The organism is Rothia mucilaginosa ATCC 25296, assembly GCF_000175615.1.
GTDB lineage: Bacteria > Actinomycetota > Actinomycetes > Actinomycetales > Micrococcaceae > Rothia > Rothia mucilaginosa.
Map to the genome: position 1 here is coordinate 12,977 of NZ_ACVO01000007.1, position 25,870 is coordinate 38,846.

Annotated in this window: 24 protein-coding genes; 4 read left to right on the forward strand and 20 right to left on the reverse strand. The window is 59.1% G+C overall.

The features are described from left to right. Positions 1 to 121: 121 nt before the first annotated feature. From ROTMU0001_RS02065 to infC, 8 genes are all read right to left on the reverse strand, one after another. On the reverse strand, positions 122 to 643 hold the full coding sequence (locus ROTMU0001_RS02065; protein ID WP_005507133.1) for a hypothetical protein: 522 nt from the start codon (positions 641 to 643) through the stop codon (positions 122 to 124). A 313-nt stretch (positions 644 to 956) separates the two neighbouring features. Next, positions 957 to 1,439, reverse strand: a complete 483-nt coding sequence (locus ROTMU0001_RS02070) for a (deoxy)nucleoside triphosphate pyrophosphohydrolase (protein WP_044142241.1) — start codon at positions 1,437 to 1,439, stop codon at positions 957 to 959. A gap of 16 nt (positions 1,440 to 1,455) precedes the next feature. Beyond that, positions 1,456 to 2,271 carry a DUF421 domain-containing protein gene (locus tag ROTMU0001_RS02075; protein WP_005507872.1) on the reverse strand — a complete coding sequence of 272 codons (816 nt, stop codon included), beginning with the start codon at positions 2,269 to 2,271 and terminating at the stop codon, positions 1,456 to 1,458. An 18-nt stretch (positions 2,272 to 2,289) separates the two neighbouring features. Next, a complete protein-coding gene (locus tag ROTMU0001_RS02080) occupies positions 2,290 to 3,210 on the reverse strand; it encodes a cation diffusion facilitator family transporter (protein WP_005507873.1) in 921 nt (306 codons plus the stop codon). A gap of 101 nt (positions 3,211 to 3,311) precedes the next feature. Next, positions 3,312 to 4,313 (reverse strand): TrmH family RNA methyltransferase, encoded by a 1,002-nt coding sequence (locus ROTMU0001_RS02085; protein ID WP_005507874.1) that lies wholly within the window; start codon positions 4,311 to 4,313, stop codon positions 3,312 to 3,314. Between the two features lie 118 nt (positions 4,314 to 4,431). Continuing rightward, positions 4,432 to 4,812 carry a 50S ribosomal protein L20 gene (gene rplT, locus ROTMU0001_RS02090; protein WP_005507127.1) on the reverse strand — a complete coding sequence of 127 codons (381 nt, stop codon included), beginning with the start codon at positions 4,810 to 4,812 and terminating at the stop codon, positions 4,432 to 4,434. Between the two features lie 114 nt (positions 4,813 to 4,926). Continuing rightward, complete coding sequence (rpmI, locus tag ROTMU0001_RS02095) at positions 4,927 to 5,121, reverse strand: 50S ribosomal protein L35 (protein ID WP_004006287.1); 195 nt, start codon at positions 5,119 to 5,121, stop codon at positions 4,927 to 4,929. A gap of 197 nt (positions 5,122 to 5,318) precedes the next feature. Then, positions 5,319 to 6,020: a translation initiation factor IF-3 gene (gene infC / locus ROTMU0001_RS02100; protein ID WP_005507875.1), complete on the reverse strand. Its 702-nt coding sequence runs from the start codon at positions 6,018 to 6,020 to the stop codon at positions 5,319 to 5,321. A gap of 293 nt (positions 6,021 to 6,313) precedes the next feature. On the opposite strand from infC, the gene ROTMU0001_RS02105 reads away from it, so the two are divergent. Continuing rightward, a complete protein-coding gene (locus ROTMU0001_RS02105) occupies positions 6,314 to 6,736 on the forward strand; it encodes a DUF1844 domain-containing protein (RefSeq protein ID WP_005507876.1) in 423 nt (140 codons plus the stop codon). Positions 6,737 to 6,839: 103 nt separating this feature from the next. Here ROTMU0001_RS02105 and ROTMU0001_RS02110 read toward each other — a convergent pair whose 3' ends face one another. From ROTMU0001_RS02110 to ROTMU0001_RS08955, 3 genes are all read right to left on the reverse strand, one after another. Continuing rightward, the gene (locus ROTMU0001_RS02110) at positions 6,840 to 7,622 is read right to left on the reverse strand and encodes a HisA/HisF-related TIM barrel protein (RefSeq protein WP_005507877.1); all 783 of its coding nucleotides are present in this window, start codon (positions 7,620 to 7,622) and stop codon (positions 6,840 to 6,842) included. Further along, positions 7,622 to 8,374 carry a type 1 glutamine amidotransferase family protein gene (locus ROTMU0001_RS02115; protein ID WP_005507878.1) on the reverse strand — a complete coding sequence of 251 codons (753 nt, stop codon included), beginning with the start codon at positions 8,372 to 8,374 and terminating at the stop codon, positions 7,622 to 7,624. The genes ROTMU0001_RS02110 and ROTMU0001_RS02115 overlap by 1 nt, the downstream gene beginning before the upstream one ends. A gap of 119 nt (positions 8,375 to 8,493) precedes the next feature. Then, positions 8,494 to 9,117 (reverse strand): LysM peptidoglycan-binding domain-containing protein, encoded by a 624-nt coding sequence (locus tag ROTMU0001_RS08955; RefSeq protein WP_005507879.1) that lies wholly within the window; start codon positions 9,115 to 9,117, stop codon positions 8,494 to 8,496. A gap of 838 nt (positions 9,118 to 9,955) precedes the next feature. Here ROTMU0001_RS08955 and lexA point away from each other — a divergent pair. Then, positions 9,956 to 10,630, forward strand: a complete 675-nt coding sequence (lexA, locus tag ROTMU0001_RS02125; RefSeq protein ID WP_005507880.1) for a transcriptional repressor LexA — start codon at positions 9,956 to 9,958, stop codon at positions 10,628 to 10,630. 197 nt (positions 10,631 to 10,827) lie between these two features. Here lexA and ROTMU0001_RS02130 read toward each other — a convergent pair whose 3' ends face one another. Further along, entirely contained in the window at positions 10,828 to 12,900 is a 2,073-nt protein-coding gene (locus tag ROTMU0001_RS02130; protein WP_005507881.1) for an ATP-dependent DNA helicase, read from the reverse strand. Positions 12,901 to 12,906: 6 nt separating this feature from the next. Further along, entirely contained in the window at positions 12,907 to 14,619 is a 1,713-nt protein-coding gene (hflX, locus tag ROTMU0001_RS02135; protein WP_005507882.1) for a GTPase HflX, read from the reverse strand. Positions 14,620 to 14,762: 143 nt separating this feature from the next. On the opposite strand from hflX, the gene ROTMU0001_RS02140 reads away from it, so the two are divergent. After that, on the forward strand, positions 14,763 to 15,386 hold the full coding sequence (locus tag ROTMU0001_RS02140; RefSeq protein ID WP_005507883.1) for a class I SAM-dependent methyltransferase: 624 nt from the start codon (positions 14,763 to 14,765) through the stop codon (positions 15,384 to 15,386). Between the two features lie 138 nt (positions 15,387 to 15,524). Here the strand turns inward: ROTMU0001_RS02140 and dapF are convergent, their stop codons facing one another. The 4 genes from dapF to miaB all read right to left on the reverse strand — a co-directional run bounded on the left by dapF (position 15,525) and on the right by miaB (position 20,356). Beyond that, positions 15,525 to 16,460, reverse strand: coding sequence for a diaminopimelate epimerase (gene dapF, locus ROTMU0001_RS02145; protein ID WP_005507884.1), 936 nt, complete (start codon positions 16,458 to 16,460; stop codon positions 15,525 to 15,527). Between the two features lie 162 nt (positions 16,461 to 16,622). Continuing rightward, positions 16,623 to 17,771, reverse strand: coding sequence for an acyltransferase family protein (locus ROTMU0001_RS02150; protein ID WP_005507886.1), 1,149 nt, complete (start codon positions 17,769 to 17,771; stop codon positions 16,623 to 16,625). A 77-nt stretch (positions 17,772 to 17,848) separates the two neighbouring features. Then, positions 17,849 to 18,757: a tRNA (adenosine(37)-N6)-dimethylallyltransferase MiaA gene (gene miaA / locus ROTMU0001_RS02155; protein ID WP_005507887.1), complete on the reverse strand. Its 909-nt coding sequence runs from the start codon at positions 18,755 to 18,757 to the stop codon at positions 17,849 to 17,851. A gap of 84 nt (positions 18,758 to 18,841) precedes the next feature. After that, on the reverse strand, positions 18,842 to 20,356 hold the full coding sequence (miaB, locus tag ROTMU0001_RS02160) for a tRNA (N6-isopentenyl adenosine(37)-C2)-methylthiotransferase MiaB (protein WP_005507888.1): 1,515 nt from the start codon (positions 20,354 to 20,356) through the stop codon (positions 18,842 to 18,844). A 35-nt stretch (positions 20,357 to 20,391) separates the two neighbouring features. On the opposite strand from miaB, the gene ROTMU0001_RS02165 reads away from it, so the two are divergent. Continuing rightward, positions 20,392 to 21,774: a hypothetical protein gene (locus tag ROTMU0001_RS02165; RefSeq protein WP_005507889.1), complete on the forward strand. Its 1,383-nt coding sequence runs from the start codon at positions 20,392 to 20,394 to the stop codon at positions 21,772 to 21,774. Positions 21,775 to 21,985: 211 nt separating this feature from the next. On the opposite strand, the gene ROTMU0001_RS02170 is transcribed toward ROTMU0001_RS02165, so the two are convergent. The 3 genes from ROTMU0001_RS02170 to ROTMU0001_RS02180 form a co-directional block, all read right to left on the reverse strand. Further along, positions 21,986 to 23,803, reverse strand: coding sequence for a regulatory protein RecX (locus ROTMU0001_RS02170; protein ID WP_005507890.1), 1,818 nt, complete (start codon positions 23,801 to 23,803; stop codon positions 21,986 to 21,988). Positions 23,804 to 24,029: 226 nt separating this feature from the next. Beyond that, entirely contained in the window at positions 24,030 to 25,133 is a 1,104-nt protein-coding gene (recA, locus tag ROTMU0001_RS02175; protein WP_005507111.1) for a recombinase RecA, read from the reverse strand. 390 nt (positions 25,134 to 25,523) lie between these two features. Further along, positions 25,524 to 25,745 carry a DUF3046 domain-containing protein gene (locus ROTMU0001_RS02180; RefSeq protein WP_005507110.1) on the reverse strand — a complete coding sequence of 74 codons (222 nt, stop codon included), beginning with the start codon at positions 25,743 to 25,745 and terminating at the stop codon, positions 25,524 to 25,526. Between the last annotated feature and the right edge of the window lie 125 nt (positions 25,746 to 25,870).

Below are 25,870 nucleotides of genomic sequence, written 5' to 3' on the forward strand. Positions count from 1 at the left end.
ACGGGCGCATATCCTATCCATTTTAGACCAGAGAAGGAATCGTAAACAGCAGAACGCCCGGATAGTCCATCCGGGCGTTCTAGAGTATATCTTTTCAATAACAGGGTTGAAGAGAGCGCTTCTACTTCAGAGCCTGCTTCACAGCCGGGTCAAAAGAAGCACGAATCCACAGCACGTTCGCAATGAACCATGCCGCGTACAGGGGCACGAAGCCGTAGCGCTGAGCGTCAATGACATTACCAATCAGAGACATAATCGCCACGAACGCACCCAGAATTGCAAAAATCAGACCAACGGTCAGGCCCAGACGCTTGCCCTTCTGAATCGTGAAGTACACCCAAATGTACACAACCGCAGAAACAACCAGCAGGCCGATACCGCCTGCAACGCCGAACTCCGGCAGACCCTTCAGCGGGGACAGGTTATCCGGTGCGAACGAGGAAATAACACCGTGGATCAAGCAGAGCAGCGCGGAGACAATCATAATCTCCTGCAGACGCAGAATCTTCGGGTGCTTGGTCGGCGAGTGGAACAGAATTCCGCGCGGCTCAGCGCCGCCTTCCTGAATATAAATAGCTTGAGTGTCCGAGGGAACCGCGTCGGAGCGGTAGGCACCCGGATCAAACGGGGGTTGAGCAGTCATCATTGTCTCCCAATACGTATGTGATTTCTCCCTCAATACTACCCGCCTACCGATTGGTTTCCAAAGTATGTATCCGTGTCGAACCCATATATGACAAAATCCTCTCCCCAACAAATACACAAGTCAAAATCATATGGCGCATAAATCGCCCTCAAAATATGAATAAAGGCGGGACTCCCCACAGGGAATCCCGCCTTCAAACAGTGTCAAAAAAGATAGAGAAAATTTATCCTGTTACCGCCGCGAACGTGTCACACAACGGCGAATTAGCCTCGCAACGAACTAGCGCAGAGCATTAGGTCAGACCTTGGGTCTAGGCCTCACCAGTGCCAGTGTCCTGCAGCTGCTGCAGAAGAGTCACAACAATCGGCAAATCCGCCGGAATCCACGGCAAACCCAGCAAATCATCGTACGCCTGCGCGTCATCCTTAGACTTCGGCAACGGCATCCACCGCAGCGCGCTGTGATCTTCCAAAGTATCCGGAGTACCCGAAAGAATCTCCGCAAAGAACACGCGCATCGCCAGACGCTCGCTCAGACGCCAGCCCTGCGGGTACGCGCCGGGCACCTCAGCACCCAAACGCGCCTGCACGCCCAGCTCCTCCTTCAGCTCACGCACCAGCGCCTGCTCGCAGCTCTCCCCCGGCTCGACCTTACCGCCCGGGAACTCCCACATGCCGGCAACAGTCTGCGGCTCAGAACGCTGAGCCACCAGCATACGGGTCGGAGCCTCCAAAGAATCAACCACGGCGGCGCCAACCACCTGAACCTCAAACGAGGGCGACACTTCACTCATCTTTCTCTACCTTCTTCTACGCTTTAGAATCCTTCGTCGGATGCGCATCCTCAGCAGCGTGCTCCGCTACTTCCTTCTTAGCATCCTCAGTATCCTCCGGCTCAGGAGCTTCCTCCACGCCTTCCTGCCACTCTTCTTCCGTATTATTCATGTTCGAGGCCTCAGCCACCTCACGGCGAATATTAGTGCCGTCATTCAGCAGAATCAGAAGGCGGTTACCGTTCTTGAACTCCATGAGGAAGACATCCTCAAGCTCGACCTCAGCGGCACGCAACTGTAGGTACACCCAATCCTCGGTCTTGTGCGCATCCGCGATATCGCGAGTGACCAAGCTACCCTTCACAATCAGAGCAAAGTTCGGCACACCGTCACCCTTACGGATCACGCTCAGCGCACCGTTCGGTTCAATCTGAGCGAACTCAATGTCTTCCAGGTCGTAAATACCCTGCGCACGAAGGTCAGCAATCAGGCGCATCGGATCAAGAACCACATCTGCCTGCTGGAAGCTCTTAATATCGATATCACCATCCGTAATGACCGGCACGCGCTGCTCACGCACCGCCATATGCAGAAAACGAATCTTCGTGGTCGCCACGTTCAGCAGCTGAATCATGCACAGCGTAAACACCATGTAGATGACAAAGTAGAACAGGCTAATCTGCTTGCTGTACAACACGCCACCGAACACACCACCGATGACAAAGTTACCGATGGTATCAATCGGGGTCTGGTGCCCCGCCTGAGAACGGTGAGTCAGACGCAGGTACACCAAAAGAATGATCAGGCCAACGAAAATCTTTAGCAAACCATCAACGATCATCTCAACGGTCATAACAAAAATCTCCTAGAGCTAGGCCCGGAAAATATCCGGTTCCAGATAAATGATGCGTGCCGCAGGAACAGCCTCGCGAATACGAACCTCAGCCGCGTCAATCTCATCAGCCACAGCGCGGCCGGTGTCGGCATCGTGAATACGAATCTTCGCCGCCACCAGAATCTCCTCGGGACCCAAGTGCACGGTCTTAATGTGGATAATGCGCTCGCTATCGCCATCCTCAATCGCCGCACGAATCTTCGCCAAATCCTCCGGAGAAGCCGCCTCACCCAAAATCAGAGACTTCATCTCCACCGCAAGGAACACGGCAATAAAGACCAGCAGCACGCCAATAGCCAGGGTGCCGAATGCATCCCACAGACCATTACCGGTCAACAGAGTCAGACCCACGCCAAAGAGCGCGAAAATCAGACCCAGCAGCGCACCCGCATCCTCCAGCAGAAGCACCGGAAGCTCCGGGTTCTTCGAAGTACGCAAGAAACGCATCCAGCTCTGCTTGCCCTTCAGATCACGCGACTCCTTCACCGCCACGCGGAACGAATTACCCTCCAGCAGGATCGAACCAACCAGAACAGCCACCGGAACCCACTGCCACTCAGTAATACCGTGCGGGTCATGTAGCTTCTCATAACCCTCATACAGAGCGAACAAGCCACCCAGGGCAAAGATAATAATCGAAACAATAAACGCGTAAATATAGCGGTTACGGCCATAACCAAACGGATGTTCCTCATCAGCCTGCTTCTGCGAAGCGCGACCGCCCAGAAGAAGCAAAAGCTGATTACCCGAGTCAGCCACCGAGTGAATAGCCTCCGCCAACATCGACGAAGAACGAGTCAGCGCAAAAGCCAAAAACTTCAGCACCGCAATACCCAGATTCGCACCCAGCGCGGCAATAATCGCGCCCGAACCCGAATGACCAGAAGGAGCAGACATATTTTCCCTTTCTCAGCCCTAAACTAAAACTCTAAAACCTATGAGGCTAAGGCGGCCCGCCGCTATGCCACAGCCGCGAACCGCCCAAAACCTAGAAAAATCTAGCGAGAAACGCCGCGCTGAGCCATCGCCGAAGCATACAGGCACACAGCAGCAGCCGTACCCACATTCAAAGACTCAGCCGAACCATAGACAGGAACAGCCACGCGCATCGTGGCGGCAGCCTTCTCTTCAGCGTTCAAGCCCTGCGCCTCATTACCGAAAAGCCACATGGTCGGCTTAGAAAGATCAAAATTACCCTTCACACCGGACGGGGCACTCGCCTCCACACCGGCACGACGAGCCGCAGTGTACTCACTCAGCTCCTGCAGATTCACCGCACCATAGCCGTCAGCAGCCAGCACAGCAGTACCCTGAGACTTCACATCCTCCGCGAAATCCTCCAGCTGCACGCCCTGAATAATCGGCACATGGAATAGCGAACCCGCGGTAGAACGCACCGTCTTCGGGTTATACAAATCCACCGAACCCTTAGTCGTAATCACCAAGTCAGCACCGGCCGCATCAGCCACGCGAAGAATAGTGCCCGCATTACCTGGATCCTGCACGCGAGACAGCACAGCAATCAACTTCGGGTTCAACGCGCCCTCACCCCACAGCAGCGAGAACGACGCATCCACCATAAAGGAAACCGCAATAATACCCTGCGGGCTCACCGAATCAGCCATCGCCTCCAGCACCTCATCGGTCACCACACGCATAAAGACGCGGCGACCCTCCTCCGGGGTAGGAGTGCCGTACACCTGCTCCAGCAGCTCAGCAATATCCTCATGACGGTCAAAAGCCGCCTCCGTAACGTAGACAGCATCCAGAATCGGCTTCTTCAGATGCGCCTTCAACGCCTCACGCACAGCCTGCGGGCCTTCCACCAGGAACTGGCCCTTCTTCGTGCGAGCAGCGCGGGTACGCAGCTTCGCAATATCGCGCACACGATCTGCCTGCGGATTGGACATCACAACGGGGGTACTAATACGTTCAAAAAAGTTCACTCTTAAAGGGTACAGGCAAAGGCACACCCAAAAACGCAGAACAGCCACAAGCACAATCCCCAGATACGCAGAAAGCGGCCGCCCACACTCAAAAGTGCAGACGGCCGCTCACGACGCTTAAGCATCCTACCCCGAACCTAGATCTTCGAGGTAAGAACACAACCTAGGCTAATTAAGCCTTGGGAGCCGAGGTGTCCTCGGGCAGGTTGTTCTTAGCAATCTCAACCAGTGCGTTGAAGGCAGCGGGCTCGTTAACAGCCAGCTCAGCCAGCATACGGCGGTCAACCTCAACACCAGCAGCCTTCAGGCCCTGGATGAAGCGGTTGTAGGTCAGGCCCTGTGCGCGGGAAGCAGCGTTAATACGCTGAATCCACAGGCGACGGAAGTCACCCTTCTTCTTACGACGGTGGTCGTAGCTATAAACCAGCGAGTGAGTGACCTGCTCCTTAGCCTTACGGTACAGGCGAGAACGCTGACCGCGGTAGCCGGATGCACGATCGAGAATAGTACGGCGCTTCTTGTGCGCGTTAACCGCGCGCTTCACACGTGCCACGTGTGTCTCCTTCGTCTTATGTCCTGAACAGCTCACATATCACGCTGAACAGGAGCGAGTCTTTAATCAGTGCGCACCACTATCAGTGCGCCAGGTGCAGAGAGTAAGCGTTGCTTACTTACCCAGCATCTTCTTGACAACCTTTGCCTGGCCGCCGGTAACGATCTGGTCAGAAGCCAGACGACGGGTCAGACGAGAGGACTTGTGCTCCAGGTAGTGGCGACGGTTCGCCTGCTGGCGCTTAACCTTGCCGCTACCGGTGAGCTTGAAGCGCTTCTTAGCACCAGAGTGGGTCTTCTGCTTCGGCATAGCTGCCGTTCTCCTTACATTCATCCCCCGCCACAACAGCGGGGTAGCTTAGTGGGGTTGAGCGATACACGCATCAGCCCCAAGGACCAAAGGTGAGGCACCCCTGACGAGGTGCCTCGGAACCGGCACCGGGTGAACCCGCAACACCCACCCAACGGTGGAGGCACGTGCCCATCCTAAAGTGACGACCCGGTTCCCTACTCGGCAGAAGCCTGTGCCTTCAACTCGGCAGGCATAGCGTCTGCCAAAGAATTAGTTACGGGCTTCGCCTTGGTCGTGTCAATACGCTCGCGACCCTTGCGACCGCCGGCGCCCTGCTCACGGCGAGCCTCTGCCTTACCGCGAAGCGGAGCCAGAACCATCACCATGTTGCGGCCATCCTGACGGGGGCGAGACTCAACGGTGCTCACCTCAGCCAGTTCAGCCGCCAGACGCTCCAGCAGACGCACACCCATCTCGGGGCGCTGCTGCTCACGACCACGGAACTGAATCATTGCCTTGACCTTGTCACCACCGGAAAGGAAACGACGAGCGTGTCCAACCTTGGTTTCGTAGTCGTGGGTATCAATCTTCAGGCGGAAACGGATCTCCTTCAGAACGGCATTAGCCTGCTTCTTGCGGGATTCACGAGCCTTGATTGCGGCTTCGTACTTGTACTTACCGTAATCCATGAGCTTGCACACGGGCGGCTTCGCGTTCGGGGCAACCTCGACCAGGTCGAGTTCGGCGTCCTCAGCCAGACGCAGAGCGTCCTTCAGAGGGACAACGCCTACCTGCTCGCCACCGGGACCGACAAGACGGACCTCGGGAACGCGGATACGATCGTTAATGCGTGGTTCGCTAATGACTAGCTCCTGTGCTCTGTGGGTTTCCCCGTGAATACTATCCGTTGCGGGCACTAAAAAAGCCCCCGCAGTTACACAAGCGGAGGCACAAACCAGCGTACGCCGAAAGCGGCGGACAAACCCGTTCACCTCAAAACTCGCAAACTAACGCCTGCGGCGGTCAACCGGGTGGGAGGCATGCTCCACTTGCAAACTGCCTACAACCATACCGCAGAATCCCCGACAGACGCAAGGAAATAGACGCAAAACACCATAAAAATTGCGGGGACTCCTCCAGAAAGTCCCCAGAAGTGCCCACTCTTAAGGACGCATTTACCGAAACAAACGAAATATGAGATTCTAAGACTATGAGCACTGAAAACACGAACTTCCGCTTCACCGCGGAAGAAGAAACCCCCGTACACGGCCACACCGAACTCACCGAAGAGCAGGTCGAAGCCGTCAACGAACAGCTGCGCGACATCGCAGACGTACCCGCCATCGAAATCATCAGCTCCGCAGCCATCCACATGATGAGCGCCGCAGCCGTCAAGTGCGGCCTGGCAGCAGACGAAAACGCCGACGACCTCAAGGACCTCGACGAAGCACGCAAGCTCATCACCGCACTGGCAGGCCTCGTCACCTCCGCAGCACCCGAAATCGGCTCCCAGCACGCAGCACCCCTGCGCGACGGCCTGCGCACCCTGCAGCTCGCATTCCGCGAAGCATCCCCCTTCCCGGACGAGCCCGGCAAGGGCCCCGGCGAAAAGCTCACCGGCCCGGTCTACTAAACCGTACCCGGTCTATTCACAGCGAAGCCCCGTCTCCCTCACACTGAGGAAGATGGGGCTTCGTTACGTATAAAGTCTGTGCGGGTTAGCGGGAGCGGTATCTTTAGCGGAAGCCAGCAGCCTCAAGAGCCTGCTCAAAACTAAAGTTACCCACATACAGCGCCTTACCCAGCACCACGCCCTCCAAACCATAAGGCACCATGGAACGCAGCTTCTCAAGATCAGCCAGCGACGCCACACCACCGGACGCCACCACCCGGCAGGCAGTCTGAGCCAGCACCTCATCCAGCAGCTCCGCACCGGGACCAGCCAGGGAACCGTCCTTGCTCACATCCGTAACGATATAGCGGCGCACGCCCGCACTCTCCAGCCACGCCAGCGCCTCCGCCAGGTCAGGGCCCGACCAGTCGGTACCGCGAGCCACAGTCACCCAGCCCCGCTCAGGGTTATAGCGGGCATCGAGCCCAAGAGCCAGAAGATCAGAATCGGCATAACGAGCCAGAGTGCTTTCAAGCCAGGAAGAATCCGCCAGAGCCGCACTGGTCACGTTCACGCGATCCGGGTTCAGGCTCAGGGCGCGCTCCAGACTCTCAGCATTACGCACACCGCCGCTGACCTGAATACGAACCGGAGCGGAGTCGCGGGCATTCTCGGCACGGACGGCAGCAACCACCTCAGCCAGAACCTCAGTATTCGTGCCGCGACCAAACGCCAAATCAAGGTCAACCAGGTGAATCCAGCGAGCACCAGCCTTCACCCAGGTCAGAGCCGCCTCAACAGGGTCAAGGCGCTGCTCACCACCGGACAGGGTGCCACCCACCGGGCGCACCGCATAGCCTTCAGAAATATCAACAGCGGGCAGAAGTTCAAGAACGGGTGCAGACATTAGTTACCTCCCGCAGCAGTAGCGGAGTCGCCAGAAAACAGGCGACCGGTCACCGTCAGGGACGCAACCCAGCGGCGCATAAACTCCGCCCCCAGCTCGCCAGAACCTACCGGACAGAACTGCACCGCCGTCAGCGGACCGTTCTCAACCGCCGCGATATAGGCGGGCTCGGTGACAGTCCAAGTCACCGCCGGAGGGGCAATATATTCAATGCTCTGATCAAAAGCCCACTCAAAAACGCCGTGCTCAGACTTGAAGTGAGCCTCGCCCTCAAGATCCTTGAGCAGCACACTATCGGAGGAAGAACGCAGGGCAGAAACACCGGGCACCAAGTCGCGGGTAGAAAGCTCCACGCTCTCGCCGGGCCACTCCCCCATGCACTGAACCTGAACCTGCCCCATCTGCGGATGCTCCACCGTAACCGAATCGAAGAGGCAACTCAGTGCTGCACCGGCAACCAACACCGGACGACCACCGGCAACACGGCGACCAATCACACGCTCAGCGTCCTTAGCTTTCAGGTCTTCATACGCCTCAAGAGAGCTCGCACCGCCGGTAACCACCATGCCGTCAGCCTCACGCAGCTGATCGGGCACAGCGGTCACGATGACCTCCGCCCCCGCATCCTGAAGAAGCTTCACCAGGGCGCCACGAGTTCCGGGTTCCCCCAAAACGGCAACCACAGGACGAGCAGTCTGAGCATTCTGTACAGATTCAGTTTCGACGGGTGCGGATTCAACGGGAACAGGCATCGGTGCGCTCCTATTTCATAGGCTCAAGAATTCGGCTCAAGCGCTCTAGCTTGAGAGATAGCGGATTCGGAGTCAAGACATCAAGCTCATGCAGAAGCCAACCACACGCGGGTCCATGCTTAGCGCTGAGTCTGAGGAATTTCCAGACGCTGACCGGCATCAACAGAGGTGCTGGTCAACGAGTTCAACTCCATAATACGAACCACAGTATCACGGGTGTCACCCTGCGGATCCACCGCCTGAGCAATATCCCACAGGGTCTCTCCGTGCTTGACCACAACGACGGTTCGAGTCACCGAAGCGTTCTCCACGGAGGCAGAAGCCGCCGGACCAAAGAAGCTAATAGCGCCGAGCACAATCAGTGCCGCCAAAGTCAGCAGAGGCAGACCCTTCAGGAAACCGCGCACAGTGCCAAGACGACGAATAGAAGAGGGAACCGCGCGCAGAAGCTCGCCACCCTTAGCCAGAAGAGCACTCTTCGCGCCAGGCGCCTGAGCCGCAGAAGATGTCTGAGCAGAAACGGCGGGAGCGTGGGCGGTCTGAGCCACCTGAGCAGGACGGGGTGTATGAGCCGCACGAGAAGAGCGAACAGACTGCGAAGACACAGTCACACGAGAACGCCCCTGCACGGTGCGGGCGGACACGGTGCTGGCGGACGCAGTGCGGGCGGGGTGAAGTACCACCAAACCTGCCGGAAGGTGTGCAGAAGTGCCACGAGAAGCAATAGGTGCTGCAGTAGTCATTGTGGTTCCTTTCTCTCAGCTCGCCCCGGGGTTACCCCGCGGGTCTAGCAATGCCGAGCGATGCCCGCTCGGAGGTCCTAGTTGAGTGATAACTATGGAGTGGTGATTGTTAGGCGATAACTATTGGGTAGCTATTCTCTAGTTAGGTCAGAGCGTCGGGTGTACCGGGCTGCGCGGGGTCGCACTGGGTGACCTCGGAACCCCATCCCCTGCGCTCTCTCTTCGCCAGATGCTCCCTAGAGCATCCGAGGTAGATCATGCGAAGAGAGAGGCAGAGGATTCGAATACATTCGAACACTCATTCACTCTCGTCTCCCGGAAGGCTCCGGGTCGAATCTTCGAATATTTTTCGAACATTCACCCGTAAATCCTGAATTTCAGGAGAGATTCAAGAGTATATACGAACTCTTGTTCTAAAGTCTAGCAGAGATGTACTAAAAATTTCTTCGAGTTTCGAAGAAAAAATCTAGAATATTTGTTTGAGTTTTTCGGTGTAGTGTTCTACACTGGTGTCAAGAGACGTTCCACACGCTCCTGATGAGTCCTACTCACAGCAGGTTTCTGTACCCGTTACAGCTTGGTTCTGTATCGAATGCAGGTGCTGCTGACTGAGTTTTATAGGGCGGAGGCGCATACTCGTTGCCTGCATATCGCTCCGGCACGGCTAGAATTCCTCCACCCCCTGACGAGATAAGACCCATTTCGGCAGAACCAAAAAATTTTTAGGACTTCACCAGAAAACGTGTAAAGCACCCATCCGTGCCCCGACCGGACTGTGTCTCATACAGACTGCAGAGACCGGAATACAGAAATCGGGGCACAGACCGAAGGAAAAGAAATGGCAACAGCACCCCGTCCGGCGCTGACCGCGCGCCAGCAGAAGATTCTTGACGCGATCCGCACCGAGATTGAACAAAAGGGTTACCCGCCGTCCATGCGCCAGATTGGTGACATGGTGGGTCTTGCGTCCCTGTCCTCGGTCACTCACCAGCTCGGTCGCCTCGAGACCATGGGCTACATTCGCCGCGACCCCAAGCTCCCCCGCGCCATTGAGGTGCTGGATGAGAACGGCGTCGGCATCCACGGTAGCGCTTCCTCTTCCCTGCCCGAGCTGCCGAACTTCGAAGTCGGCGATGAAGACCTCGTACCCGTTCCCCTGGTTGGACGAATTGCAGCGGGCGGCCCCATTACCGCCGAGCAGTCCGTGGAGGATGTGCTCGCTCTGCCCCGCCAGCTGGTCGGTAGCGGCAAGCTCTTCATGCTCAAGGTCAAGGGCGATTCCATGATTGACGCCGCGATTTGCGACGGTGACTGGGTGGTCGTCCGCGAACAGCACACCGCTGACAATGGCGATATCGTTGCCGCTCTGCTTGACGATGAAGCAACCGTGAAGGTGTTCCGTCAGGTCGACGGTCACACCTGGCTCATGCCGCGCAACTCCAACTACGAGCCGATTATGGGCGACCGCGCAACCGTCATGGGTAAGGTCGTCTCCGTGCTGCGCAGTCTCTAAACAGCCACAGCTTCTAAAAGACATAGCCGCGAGGCTTTTAGCTCTATATAAAAATCACCCCGGTGATACGTGAACATTTACGTATCACCGGGGTGATTTCTATATTTCTACAGCGAATATTTTCAAAGCGGCTATTTCCACAGCGGATATTCCTAAATCAGAGCGCGGCGCTGCCAGGATGGATCTTCTTACCCGAGCTAACGCTCAATACTCGCCGAAAGACGAGCCAGCGCACCAATCACGGCTGCCTTATTCTGCGTTGACCACATCGGCGGCATCGCCTTCATCAAGAAACCGCCGTAGCGTTTAGTCGCCACGCGAGAATCCAGCACAGCCACCACGCCGCGGTCAGACACCGAACGGATCAGACGGCCCGCCCCCTGCGCCATACGAATCGCCGCATGGTGAGCAGAAACCGCCATAAAGCCGTTACCGCGGTGACGGTTCACCGCCTCCGTACGAGCCTGCGCAATCGGGTCATCCGGGCGGGGGAACGGGATGCGGTCCATCACCACCAGGCGGCAAGAGTCACCGGGAACGTCCACGCCCTGCCACAGGCTCATCGTTCCGAACAGGCATGAGTCAACGTCCTCGCTGAACTCCTCCACCAGAGCCTTGAGCGAAGACTCACCCTGCAGAAGAACGTTCAGGTCGCTGTGCTCACGCATGTACTCGGCGGCACGCTCGGCGGCACGCTTCGAGGAGAACAGTCCCAGGGCGCCGCCCTCCGAGGCCTCGCACAGCTCACGCAGGCGCTCCAGCTGACCCTCGTGCACACCGAATCCCGGAGGTTTCAAATCCCCGGCGACGTACATGATGCCCTGCTTGCGGTAGTCGAAAGGCGAACCTACGTCGATGCTCGTCCAGCGCGGCGCGCCCTCGCCCTGCAGTCCCAGGGCACCGGCGGCAACGTCAAAAGAGTCACCCACCGTCAGGGTTGCACTCGTCAGAATCACGGTGCGGTCAGCGAACAGGCCGTCACGTAGCTGCAGGCCAACGCTCAACGGGGCGATGTTCAGGGTCGCCGGGTCGGTATCAGAAGCAGCCACGTAGCGGCCGTTCTCCCAACCACCCTGACGAGAAATCCACAGCACGTCCTGCTCGCCCGAAGCCTCCAGAATGCGGCTACTCATATCGTGCACCTCAGAGACACGCGAGCGCGCCATCTGCAGGCCGGCATCAACGTCCTGACCGTCCGGTTTGGTATCGGACAGGGCGGTGCGGGAGGCATCGTTGACCGCAGAAATAGCGGTCAAAAGGCGACCATCCAGGCCCTTCAGCAGGCCCTCGGCAAGACCCTCGAACGCGGTCTCCAGGGTGCCGGCAGCCATTTCCAGTGCGCCGGAATCAGCCTTCGAATGCTTCTTCACGCTACGCGCCGCACGGCGAACCATCGCAACCGTCAAAGAACCAGACACGGCACCGGTCACCCGGTCCACCAGCTCATGAGCCTCATCAATAATGACCGTCTCATGTTCGGGCAGAACCTTCATGCCTTCAAAAGCGTTAATCGCCAGCAGGGAGTGGTTCGTAATGACAATATCAGCCTCAGCGGCACGGCTACGCGCCATCTCGCTAAAGCACTCTTCCACCAGCGGGCAGCGGCGACCCAGACACTCGGCGGCGCTGACCGATACCTGAGCCCATGCGCGGTCAGAGACGCCGGGCTTCAGCTCGTCACGGTCGCCGGTCTCAGTGCGGTCCGCCCACTCGCGCAGGCGCATCACTTCCTCACCCACGCGCGAGGTCGAAGAAGGCATGTCAAAGAGAGCATCCGGCTCGTCTTCCGGGTAGCCGCCCTCCAGCTTGTGCAGGCAGAGGTAGTTGTTGCGGCCCTTAAGCAGAGCCACCTGCGCCTGCGACTCCGGGCGCGGCTCCAGCGCTTGTAGAAGACGCGGAATATCGCGGTTCACAATCTGCGCCTGCAGGGCAAGAGTCGCCGTCGCAACCACAATCGGCTGGTCCGACTCCCCCACCCGCGCCAGGGCAGGCACCAGGTAGCCCAGGGACTTACCGGTACCGGTACCCGCCTGAACCAGCAGGTGACGCTGCAGTTCAAGAGCCTGCGCCACATACGCCACCATGGTGCGCTGACCGGCACGATTCTGACCGCCAGTGGCGGCAACCGCCTCGTCCAGCAGGGTCAGGGCATCCTTCGCACCGGGCAGGGTCTCAAGCTCCTGCCCGGTGAATCGGGTGCTGTCGGTCGCCGGTCCGGGCAAAGTTCCCGGGGCGTTTTTGGGCGCGTTGATGCTCTCGGTCACGCTCATACGCTCCTAGAGAGCCTCAGAGATGGAGGACTGTTCGGAAACAGAAGCGGCAGCTTCAGCCAGGGCGTGTGCCTCCGCAAGTTCCTCTTCCAGGACCTCCAGCAGGTCGCCCTCCAGCACATACTCGGACAGTTCGGAGGCGACATCCTCACGGACCAGAGCCACCACGAAGGTGCCGTCCGATACGAAATCGGTGCTCTTAATTTCGGCATCCCATTCGTGCAGGCGCGAAATAATCTCACCGTGCGAGTATGGAATCAGCAGCTTCACCTCAATGGAGGGACGCGGAATGGTGTCCGCAATCTTCTGCTTCAGCTCCTCAATACCCTCACCGGTACGCGCCGAAACGATCACGTGCTCCGGCTCGCGCTGGCGCATACGCTCCAGCACGAACGGGTCGGCGGCATCCGCCTTATTCAGCACAATAATCTCGGGGATATGGCGGGCGTCAACCTCCGCGATGACCTCGCGGACAGCACGAATCTGCCCCTCCGGGTCCGGGTGCGAAGCATCCACCACGTGCAGGATGACGTCAGCGTCAGCGACCTCTTCCAGGGTGGAGCGGAACGCCTCCACCAGCTGGGTCGGCAGCGAACGCACGAAACCCACCGTGTCAGAGAGGGTGTAGCCGATACCGTCCGGGGTCTGAGCCTTACGGACGGTCGGGTCCAGCGTCGCAAACAGGGCGTTCTCCACAAGCACGCCGGCATCGGTCAGACGGTTCAGCAGGGAGGACTTACCCGCATTCGTGTAGCCAGCGATAGCCACCGAAGGCACACGGTTACGGCGACGGTTCAGACGCTTCGTCTCACGCGCCGGCGCCATCGCAGCGATCTCACGCTTAAGCTTCGCCATGCGAGCGCGCAGGCGGCGGCGGTCCATCTCAATCTTGGTTTCACCGGGACCACGCGAACCGATACCCTCACCGGCTGCGGCGCGGCCACCCGCCTGACGAGACAGGGAGGCACCCCAACCACGCAGACGCGGCAACATGTACTCCAGCTGAGCCAGCTCAACCTGCGCCTTACCCTCGCGGGACTTAGCGTGCTGAGCGAAAATGTCGAGAATCAGGGCGGTTCGGTCAATGACCTTGACCTTCACAATGTCTTCAAGGGCACGACGCTGCGAGGGAGCCAATTCCGAGTCGACGATGACGGTGTCGGCGCCGGTCGCCTCGACAATGTCCTTGAGTTCCAGCGCCTTACCTGAGCCGAGGAAGGTGCCGGGGTCCGGCTTGAGGCGGCGCTGAACCAGGCCGTCCAGAACCTCGGAACCTGCGGTTTCAGCCAGTGCCGCGAGCTCACGTAGGGAGTTCTCTGCGTCCTCTACGGTGCCTTCAGTCCATAGACCAGCCAGCACCACGCGTTCCAGACGCAGCTGGCGGTACTCGACCTCGGTGACGTCTTCAAGTTCGGTGGAGAGGTTCGCGATACGGCGCAGTGCACGGCGCTCAGCGAGGTCTTCCTGGTCACCGTCATATTCGGAATGCTCGCGCTGAACGTCAGAAATTTCACGCGCGCGAGTATCCAGCACACGGCGGCTATTGTTGCCGTGAGCGCTGGAGGAGTTATCGCTGTGATGCGCGGTACCGGCAGCGTCATAAGTAGTGACGGAGGCGGCGGCCTGGGAGCGGCCCAGAACGCGGTCTACGGTGCGGCGCAGCTGCTCATCGCTGGGCAGCTTTTCGGTATCAGATACGGGGGTGTTCTTAGAATTCATACGACTATAATTCTACCGCCGTTGCCCGCATCGGGTAGGGGGTTCGGTCGCCTGTGCGCTCAGGGCGTGCAAGCTACCAACCCGCCCCGTGCATTCTCTGCCCGTGTGCGGCGGGTTCTTGCCCTACCGGTACACTGGATAGCATGAGCGAGCAGCATTATTTCTCTGAAACCCCCGAGACCGAATTCAAGCCCCGTCCCGTGCAGGTGGAGCTTGCCGGCCGCAAGGTCACCGTCACCACAGCTAACGGCATTTTCAGCCCCTCCGGCATTGATAAGGGCACCGCTATTTTGCTGCAGGAAGCACCCGACCCGCAGGGCGAACGCATGCTTGACATCGGCTGCGGTTGGGGCCCCATCACCCTGACTTTGGCGATGCTCGCACCGGACGCGCAGGTGCACGCGGTGGACGTGAACTCCCGCTCCATTAGCTTGACCGAACGCAACGCCGCCGCTCTCGGCCTGCCCAACGTTACCGTGGGAACCCCCGAGTCGGTTGACCCCGAACTGCGTTTTGACACCATCTGGTCGAACCCGCCGATTCGTGTGGGCAAGGAGGTTCTGCACGAGATCCTGCTGACCTGGCTACCGCGCCTGGCGCCCGGCGGTGACGCCTACCTGGTGGTCCAGAAGAACCTGGGCTCCGATTCTTTGCAGAAGTGGATGGACGCGCAGCTTGGACAGCTGCACCCCGGCGAGTTTGAGGTGTCGCGCTATGCGACCTCGAAGGGCTTCCGTATTCTGCAGGTGCACCGCTACGAGGATTAAACCTCTGGCGCTAAATCCTCTGGCGCTAATTGCTTAAAATATAAAAGCGGCGGGTGTTTTCTGAATGTGTTATCAGAAAACATCCGCCGCTTTTCTCTATAAAATCTCTGCTCTAAGACTGCTCGCTATCGCTACAGGCTATCGCAGCACGACGGTCGAAACCATCTGCGCCGGACCAGCCAGAACAACATGTTCCAGGTCGTCCGGGCCCAGCACGAAAGTCACCGCGAGGGTACCGCCGGGCACATGCACCAGCCACTCATCCGGTGCTTCCTCGCCGCCCCAGAAACGGGTCGCCGCAGCCGCCGCACACGCGCCGGTACCGCACGACAGAGTCTCGCCCACGCCGCGTTCGTGCACGCGCATACGGATAGCGCCCACCTGCGCGCCGCTCTCAACGTCCAGGTCGACCGGCACCACAAACTCAACGTTCGTACCGTTGACCGGGGCGGGGTTCACCTGAGGCAGGCTGTGCAGGTCCAGGCCGTCCAGCTTACCGTCGGAGCCGAGCATCACCACGGTGTGCGGGTTACCCATCGAAATGGACAGGCCAGCACGCGGAGTCTTCAGGCCGCGAGCAGACACCAGGCAGTCCTCGCCACCCTCACGGGCAGCCTCACCGTGAATGAAGCTCCACGGACCCATATCAATCGCGTAGCCCTCTTCGGTGCGCGCCACAGTCTTCACGCCGGCACGGGTACCAATCTTGACGGTCTCGCCCACCTCAAGCTCAACCAGGCCCTCAGTGCGCAGGTACTCCACGAACGCGCGCACACCGTTGCCGCACATTTCAGCGATAGAGCCGTCACCGTTGCGGTAGTCCATGAACCAGACAGCGTCCGGGTGCTCCTCGAGCAGCTTCTGACCCGCGCGGGAGGCGGTGCTACGGGCAGCACGAATGAAGCCGTCCGCGCCAATGCCGAAGTGTCGGTCGCAGGCACGGGCTACCAGCTCGGGGGTGAGGGCAATTTCTGCGTTCTCATCCGTCAGAAAGATGAAGTCGTTACCGGTGCCGTGACCCTTGGTGAGGGTCAGGCCTGCCAGCTCGCCCCAGATGGAAGGGTTCTCGCTCATATGCTGTCCTTAAGGTTGGTGACCTGTCCGTTTATGATTTTACCGCGCCAGATGGTGAACCAGGCATTCTTCCTCGGAAATACTTCTGCGGCTCCCGGTTCACTTGATGAGTTCGTCAAGATTACCGAAAGCCGCAGAAATAGGCGGGATACTTTTACCGGTTTATGAAGATGCCGCTACGGCGTCTGCAGAGCGATCGCGACGAATACGCAGAAGCTTGCGGTCCTTCAAAGCCAGCGCCGGCTTCTCAACATACAGCCAAGACAGCCACGCCAGACCAATGGTAATCACGAAAGTGATGATGGCATTCAGAACCCAGCCCAGCGATGCACTACCGAAAATTGTCAACATAATCTGCACTGGGAACGCGTAGATGTACACGCCATACGAAATATCGTTATGTCGGCACAGGTCGGTCTTAATCGCAGCGCTGAGAGCCAGGATTCCGTAAGCCACAGGCAGGTGCATGTACTGGGCAATACCAGGTGCAAACCATTGCAGAGCAAATCCTAGAATCGTGACCACAATAGCCACAGTAGCGTTATAACGAATACGCTTACCCCACATGTACAGGAGGGTACCAGCGAAGAAGTATGCGTGCAGGCGGAGAATGCCCTCTACAAAGTGATTGGGCTCGCGACCCATCAGCTCAAAAATCTGGTGCCCGAAAAATAGCCCAGCATAGATGACAGGAACCAGCCATTTTGCGTTCTTACGAATAAACCCAATGTAGAAAATCGGGATAAGTGCTAGGTAAGCGAGGAATTCAAAGCTGAGGGTCCAGGCTGACCCATTCCATGCGTGGGTGAAAGGGATGCCAGTGGGGCCACCGAAAAGGGGGTATTGCAGGTTGAAAAGATCAAAGTTGCGGATGATGTATCCGCCTGCACCCTTAATGGAGAAAGGGTCTGCAGTGTGTCCGGTTACGACGGCGATGGGCCCACACAGAAAAACAACAAAAAGGATAGAGACCCAGTAACCGGGGAAAATGCGCAGAATACGACGCTTCAGATAGCCAGTGATGGTTCCTCGCTGAGCGCTGTGAGCAATCAAGAAACCGGAAATGCAGAAGAACATATTTACGGCCCAATGCCCCAGCGAGTCGATACCGTGAGGCGCAGGGATACCCAGAAAGCCAGTAGTAAAGCCAACGAGCGGCGCGGAATGCGCAATAATGACGAGCGTCGCCATAGAAAGGCGAATGAAGTTCAGCGAATTCGTTCCGCCTAGAATGGCATCGTAGAGGGAACGCGGAGTGGATTCTGTCGCGGACAGAGTGGCAGAATTTTTCGTATGTGATGTGAGTGACATATTTCCTCTGTAGTTGAGTTGAATATGTCCTAGACTAACCTCAATTTCCCAGCTTTGATACGTCTATTCGCTTATTTTTACAAAATTGTAGCCAATGCCTCATCGGCAAGGGTAGGTGAGAGCGCATCCAGCCAGTGCACGCGCGGGTCCGCACGGAACCAGGTCAGCTGGCGGCGCGCAAACTGGCGGGTCGCAATCGTCGTATCCTCAATCGCCTGCTCCACGCTGTACTCCGAATCATCAAGGGCGCGAGCGAACTGCGCGTAACCAATCGCGCGGGAAGCAGTCTTACCCTCCTGCAACCCCTGCGTATTCAGGGTGCGAATCTCATCGAGCAGACCCTGCTCGTGCATCAGCTCCACACGGCGGTGCAGACGCTCGTGCAGCAGGGCACGATCCATATCCAGACCAATCTGAATACTCTCCGTCACGTACTCGCGCACCGGCATGAACGCCGAGAACGGGCGGCCCGTCACCTCGAATACCTCCAGGGCTCGAATAATACGGCGCTCATCCTTCACCCGCGCAGCCGACTCCGGGTCGACCTCCGCCAGGCGGGCGTGCAGAACACCAATACCCTCGGTACGCGCCTGCGCCTCCAGACGCTCACGCACCCGCGCATCCGTGCCGGGGAACTCCAACTTATCCAGGGCGGCACGCACATACAGGCCGGAACCACCCACCAGAATCGGGTAGCGGCCACGACCGCGAATCTGCTCAATCAGCTCACGGCTACGCTCCTGAAACTCCGCTACGGAGGCCTCGTCCCGCACGTCCATGATGTCCAGCAGGTGGTGCGGAACACCGCGCATCTCCTCCGCCGTGATTTTTGCGGTGCCGATATCCATGCCCCGGTAGAACTGCATAGAATCAGCGTTAATGCACTCACCGTTCAGACGCAGAGCCAGCTCAATGGCGAGCGCGCTCTTACCGGTGCCGGTCGGGCCCACAATAGCGATAACGGGCAGAGTTTCGGAGATAGTCATGCGCCCCATTCTACCGGTTCCCCCACCCCCACTTGCGGTGGCGGCAAGAGCCCGAAGAACAGGGCGCATGATTCGATATAGGTTTTAGGGGCGCAGACCGATGGTCGGCATGCCCAGACCCACCGGCGCACCGGGCACCTGGGTGGTGCCGGTACCGCAAGAGTCAGCCTGGGAGCGGTCCCACGCGTCACCGGCGCGGGTGCGGCGCAGCTGGTACTGCTCGGCGGTCGGGTCAGAAATCAGGTGGAAGGAACCAGCCTCGGTAATCGGTACGGTGACCATGTCGCCGGGGCGCGGAGTCTCGCAGCCCTCGGGCACGGAGAAGTGCACGAGGCGCTGGTCCGGGCCACGACCGGAGAGGCGGTGAGTCTGCTCAGCCTTACGACCTGCCTCCGCAACGACCATCAGCTCAACGGTCTTACCGAGCTGCTTGCGGTTCTCTTCACCCGCAATGCGGTCCTGCAGGGCAATCAGACGTTCGTAGCGTTCCTGCACGACCTCCTTCGGGATCTGGTTCTCCATGGTTGCCGCGGGGGTGCCGGGGCGGATCGAGTACTGGAAGGTGAACGCGGAGGAGAAACGAGCCTGCTCCACAACCTTCAGGGTGTCCTGGAAGTCCTCTTCAGTCTCGCCGGGGAAGCCCACAATGATGTCGGTGGTAATCACGGCATTCGGGATGCGCTCGCGCACCTTGTCCAGAATGTTCAGGAACTTCTTGGAACGGTAGGAGCGGCGCATGTCCTTGAGCACCTTGTCAGAGCCGGACTGCAGCGGCATGTGCAGCACGGGCATAACGTTCGGGGTCTCGGCCATCGCGTCGATCACGTCGTCGGTGAACATTGCCGGGTGCGGGGAGGTGAAGCGTACACGCTCCAGGCCCTCAATCTCACCGCAGGCACGCAGCAGCTTGGAGAATGCCTGACGGTCGCCGAACTCCACGCCGTAGGAGTTCACGTTCTGACCGAGCAGAGTCACCTCAATAGCGCCGTCATCGACCAGCGCCTGAACCTCAGCGAGAATGTCGCCGGGGCGGCGGTCCTTCTCCTTACCGCGCAGAGACGGCACGATGCAGAAGGTGCAGGTGTTGTTACAGCCAACCGAGATGGACACCCAGCCGGAGTACACGTGGTCGCGCTTAGTGGGCAGGGTGGAGGGGAAAACTTCGAGGGATTCGAGCAGTTCTGCCTGCGCCTCGTGGTTGTGGCGGGCACGCTCCAGCAGGGTGGGGAGGGCACCAATGTTGTGGGTACCGAACACTACGTCCACCCAGGGTGCCTTCTCAATGATGGCGTCCTGGTCTTTCTGCGCCAGGCAGCCGCCCACGGCGATCTGCATGCCCTTGTGGGCGCGCTTGACCGGTGCCAGCTGACCGAGGTTGCCGTAGAGGCGGTTGGAAGCGTTTTCGCGGACTGCGCAGGTGTTGAAAACCACCAGGTCGGGCTGGGTGCCTTCCTCAGCGCGAACGTAGCCGTTAGCCTCCAGCAGGCCGGACATTCGTTCGGAGTCGTGCACGTTCATCTGGCAGCCGAAAGTGCGCACTTCGTAGGTGCGGGGGCTGGTTTCGGGGGTCTGGGCGGAATCGCTGAGGGTCGAAGTCATGCCCTATAGGGTATCCGATGGGGGATAATGGCTCTATGCAGGTTTCCCTTAGTAGTAACTTTCCGGCTCTGTCACCGAACAATTCTTCCTCTCCCGCCCCTGACGGGGAGCTTCTGAGCACCCTCATTGAGGAGGCGATTGCCGCCTACTCTCCCGTGCCGCCTCAGGCGAGCGCTGATTCTGCCTCGATGCGTCAGACCCTGATGCAGCTGCTCAGCTGGGCGCATTCTTTGGAGCAGGTAGCTGCCCGTGCGGTTGAGCGCGTGCAGATTCTGGGCACCGGCATGCGTTCCGTTGTGGTGCGTGTCGTGTATGAGCCTGCCGCCGAGTCTGCACAGTCTTTCGAGTCTACACAGTCTTTGCCGACCTCGATTATTGTGAAGCGTTACCGCCGTAAGGATTCGACGGTGAACGCGGGCGGTTTCGGGTACCTGCGTGAGCGCTACGGTTTGGAGGCGCTGAACCGGCAGGTTCCGGGTCTGTTCCCGCAGCTCTACGGCGCGGATCCTGAGCTGCGCGTGCTGGCGCTGGAAGATGTGAGCGCCGGAACCGTTGAGGGCGAGCAGTATTCGGTCGCCCACGCCCTACTGGAAGGCACCGAACAGCAGGCGCTGGATGCGCTGAACTACTACATTGAGGCGTACCGTTCCCTTGCCGCCAGCGGCATTATGGGCGAGGCGGTGGAGGATTACCGCCTGAACCTGGCGCGTGCCGACCGCAAGGCACAGTTCCCGGGCGCTATTGCCTCGCCGGGTTTGGCTGAGCGCGGTTTGAAGAAGCTGTACGGTGTGGCTGATGAGGCGCGCACCCCCGAGCACGATGCTGACAGCCCGGCTTCCAGCTCTGCCGCGCATGAGGACGCGCCTGTTCTTCCCGCCGCCGTTGAGGAGCTGTCCTTCCGTTTCCGCCGCGTTCTGCAGCCTTTCTTTACCAAGCGCCCGCCGGTACCCGAGCAGTTCAAGCTCAACCGCGGCAGGGTATATATGCTCTCTTCGGGCGATTTTTCGCCGCAGAACGTGCTGATTGGTTCGGCGGACGGCGCGCAGGTGCGCATGGTCGATGCGGAGGGCACCTGCCTGCATCACCGCGGCTTCCCGTTTGTTGAGGCGATGCTGGGCTTCCCTTCCTCGCCGGAGTACCCGCGCTACCGGGTGGACCGCAAGAAGGCGCTGCCGGCGCTGTACTCTGCCCTCTTTGAGGACGCCCCGCTGGATGAGCACCTGGCGGAGGATTTGGCGGTGTGCACGGCGGTGACCGTGTGCGCCCTGTTGGAGCTGTACTCTTCTTCGGCGCGTTCCGATCTGTTGCCTCGTATTCGCCGTGAAGGTGCGCAGCTGATGCGCCTGCTCCTTGAGATTGCCGGTTCTCAGGATGCAACCCTCGCCGAGTTCGCGGACCGTCTGGGAGCCGCTGAATAAGCAGCGGAGTAAACAGCGGATATAGCCTTCGACAAGGTGTTTTATAAAACTCAAAAGCGTAAAGGGTGAGCCCGCCACAGAGTATGTCTGTAGCGGGCTCACCCTTTTAGCTCACTTGCAGAGAGTTATTGACGGAGGCTCTTTGGAGGAGGCTTTTTGACAGTGGCTCGTTGAAGGTGCGTACCTGCTCGTCCTCTACCGGAGCTGCAACCTACCAGAGCTCGTCCTCCGCACCGTAGGCAGCAAGTTCCTCACGAATCACCGACATCGACACCGAAGAGGAGTACCCGCGGCGAGCCAGCATCCCCAGCAGTCGGCGGGTCACCCTATCCTTTTCGGCGCGGTCGCTCAGATCCATGCCGGGGCGCAGCTTCTTACGCACCAGCTCGGCGGCGTCCTCACGTTCCTGCTCGTCGGTACGCTGAGCCAAGGCGTTCTCCGCCTCTTCACCGTGCACCCCGCGTTCAGCAAGCTCACGGCGCAGCGCGGCGCGGGAGAGCTTCTTGGTGCGGCTCTTCTGCGCCACGAACGTTTGGGCGTATTCGGCGTCGTCAATGAGTTTTGCAGCCTCGAACTTATCGAGCAGCGGCTCAATAAGCTCCGCGTCAAAGCCTTCTGCCTGCAGCTTCTTACGCAGCTGACCTCGGGTTTTTGCCGAGTACGCCAGTTGGTTGTACACGATGGTTTTAGCGCGCGTGTAGGGGTCGGTTTCTTCCGCGGCTCGGGCGGCACGCACCTTCTGCTTCCAGGAGGTCACAGCGCCTTCCGCCTGTGAGGAAGCGCTTCCCTTCTGAAAACCGCGTGTCGGAGAACCGCCCTTTGGGGATCCAGCCGAAGCGGCACGGCGCTTGCCAATACCGACGCCCTGTGCTTCCTCCTCGGCAATACCGCGAATGAGTGCTTCTTCGGCGGGGGTGAGTTCTTCGTTCAAGCTACTTCCCTCCCTAAATAGGTTGCTCCCCGAGCCGCGGCCCGCAGGACTCTTGCGGGTTTCCTCGTCGTCATTTCGAGCCCCGAAGGCGGGCGCGTAGGGCGAGCGGCTCCGCATTTTCTCTTGCTGCGCCGCACTCATGCGGCGGAACCCGCGCTTGTAGTCGGTGTTCTTGGAGGCGCGCGAAGACTTGCGTTTCTTCTGCTTATCCCGCTGAGCGGCTTGCCTCTCGATTTCTTCCTTCTCTTCGGCGGTGAGCCCCGATCCGATGGAGGCGGCACCGGCTCGACTCATGCGCCCCGCCGCCATAGGGCGCGGCTCGGCACCGCCGGGGGTGAAGGCACGAGCGGGCGCTTCGTCAATGGAGACGGCGGGTAGGTTCGGGTCAACGAGCAGGCTACGGCGCGGCGATTCGCCATCCTCCCCAGAACTGCCATCTTCAAAGTTGCCGGGCACAGCCTGCAGGGGCAGCTCGGGTACGCGGAACTCCCCGGCGTAGTCGCCGCCGTTATCGCGGGCGATGCTTTCTTCAACAAAGCCGTGCGAGGCGGGGTGCCAGTCCGGGAACTCCTCGGCGGCTATCGAATCCGCGACCCTGTTCCGCACCCACTTTTTGGGTGCGTTTTCTGCGGACGCTGGCTTCTCCGCTACCGTTTCTGCGGGTACCGCTTCGTCCGAGGGTACCCAATATTCCCCCGCATAATATTCCCCTGTGTACTCTGCTTCAGGGTACAAAGGCTCTGCCGGATAGGGAGGTTCGTCCTCATAGGGAGGTTCACCCTCATAGGGAGGCTCATCAGGGTATGGGGGCTCTTCCTCATACGGGGGCTCTTCAACAGCGGGAACAGTAGCCTGCGGCGCCTCCCAGGTGAGGGTGGGCTCCGCCAGGGCGGCAGGTGCCTCAAAATTGAGTACCTCGAAGCCGCCTACCTCAACCGGCGGGGCAACAGGCTCAAAGGAAACAGAGTTACCAAGCGCTGAGGAGCCGAAGTGCGGTTCGGTCGCATCCAGCGCCGCAAAACCGGCGTCGCCGTCACGCGCGCTGTTTCGCTCGTGCTCTTCATGGCCGTTCTGTTCCGTCATGCGCTGCTCCGTCATGCTCAGTTCCTCCTCTCCCCTGTGTTGGCTCGTTTGATGAGTTGGGTCACTGATGACCCGTGCGCCCGGCTATACGGCGCTTCCCCATTGTAACGAGGCGCTGTCTCAGTGCCCGCTCTTACTCCATTTAACGTGCTCCCGTTAACGACAGATTGCCGTGCACCGTGCGGAATGCACAGCACACGGCAATCAGTCGTGGCGTTAGCAAGAAGCTACGCGGGCGGGTTTAGAACTCCTCAGCCAGCTCGTCCAGCGGGTCGTTGCCCTCGGACTCAGCAGCTGCCTGCTCGTCAGCTTCTTCCTCAATGATGCCCAGCTTCACCAGAACCTTGTACTGCAGTTCCTCGGTGAGCTCGGGGTTGTCCTTGAGCAGCTTACGAACGTTCTCGCGGCCCTGGCCCAGCTGCTCACCGTCGTAGGTGAACCATGCGCCGGACTTCTTGACGATGTCGTTCTCCACCGCCAGGTCCAGGATGCCACCCTCAACGGAGATGCCCTCACCGTAGAGGATGTCGAACTCAGCCTGCTTGAAGGGCGGAGCCATCTTGTTCTTCACGATCTTGGCGCGGGTTCGGTTACCGATCGGGTTAGCGCCGTCCTTGAGGGTCTCAATGCGGCGGATGTCGATACGGACCGAAGCGTAGAACTTCAGCGCCTTACCACCGGTGGTGGTTTCGGGAGAGCCGAAGAAGACGCCAATCTTCTCACGCAGCTGGTTGATGAAGATTGCGGTGGTGCCGGTTGCGGAGAGGCGGCCGGTAATCTTACGCAGCGCCTGGCTCATGAGGCGAGCCTGCAGACCCACGTGGGAGTCACCCATGTCGCCTTCAATTTCGGCGCGGGGAACCAGCGCGGCAACGGAGTCGACGACCACGATATCAACGGCGCCGGAACCAACCAGCATGTCCATAATTTCCAGTGCCTGCTCACCGGTGTCGGGCTGAGAGACCAGCAGCTGGTCGATGTCCACGCCCAGCTTAGCCGCGTAAATCGGGTCCAGTGCGTGCTCGGCGTCAATGAATGCTGCCACGCCGCCTGCCTTCTGAACGTTCGCTACAGCGTGCAGCGCAACGGTGGTCTTACCGGAGGACTCGGGACCGTAAATCTCGATGACGCGGCCGCGGGGCAGACCGCCAATACCCAAAGCGGCATCCAGGGCGATAGCGCCGGTGGAGATAACCTCGGTCTTGGTGATTTCCTTATCGCCCAGGCGCATGACTGCACCCTTGCCGTAGTTCTTGTCGATCTGTGCCATCACGGCTTCAAGTGCCTTGGCGCGACCCTCTTCGGGAACGCGAGCTACGCTCTGAGACTTGGTGTTCTTAGCCACGGTAGTACCTCGTTCTTTGTGTTGTCAGTGGTTGACGGGAGTAATGTTTCTTCGGAATCGGTGGGACTCGTGATCGAGACCTTGAAGGTTTTGGCCTACCGGTTCCTTCTGAGACTACTCTAGGGTCACAGCCTGACAGGATAAGGCCATTTTTTAAAATCTGTGGAAAACTTTGAAGATTTTTCCGAAAAATTCCTGATGTGGAAAAGTCTAGCATGAGTCGAACAAAATTACGACACGGTTTCGAATAAATCGGATAGGGTTTCGGCATATATTTTCGAAAATCCCCGGATTATCGGCTAATTATTCGAAAATACCTCCCGCGCAGGCGCTAGCACTCGAACAAACGGTAGGCCCCGCCCCTACGCGAGAAAGCGCCAGACTCACCGACTAGCGCAATGGCTCCTTATCGGGGCCCAGGCGACGCTCCTGCGGAATCTCCTGCTCCTCACAGATCGCAAGCCACACATCCTTCGGGTTAACCCCCTGGTCCAGCGCCTCCGCAGCGGTCACATGACCCAGCGAACCCAGCACCAAGTCACGCGCCAGCACCGGTGCATACCCGGCACCGAACTCATACTCCATGCACGCCCAAAATTCGCTCAGCTTCACAAGCACTCCTTACGCTTCACTGCTAGTTCGCTTCATAATTCGTCACATCGCCCGAGAGTACCCCCCCCCCCCCAGAATAAACCCGAGAATAAGCGATGCCGCACACCCCCACTTTACGGGGATGC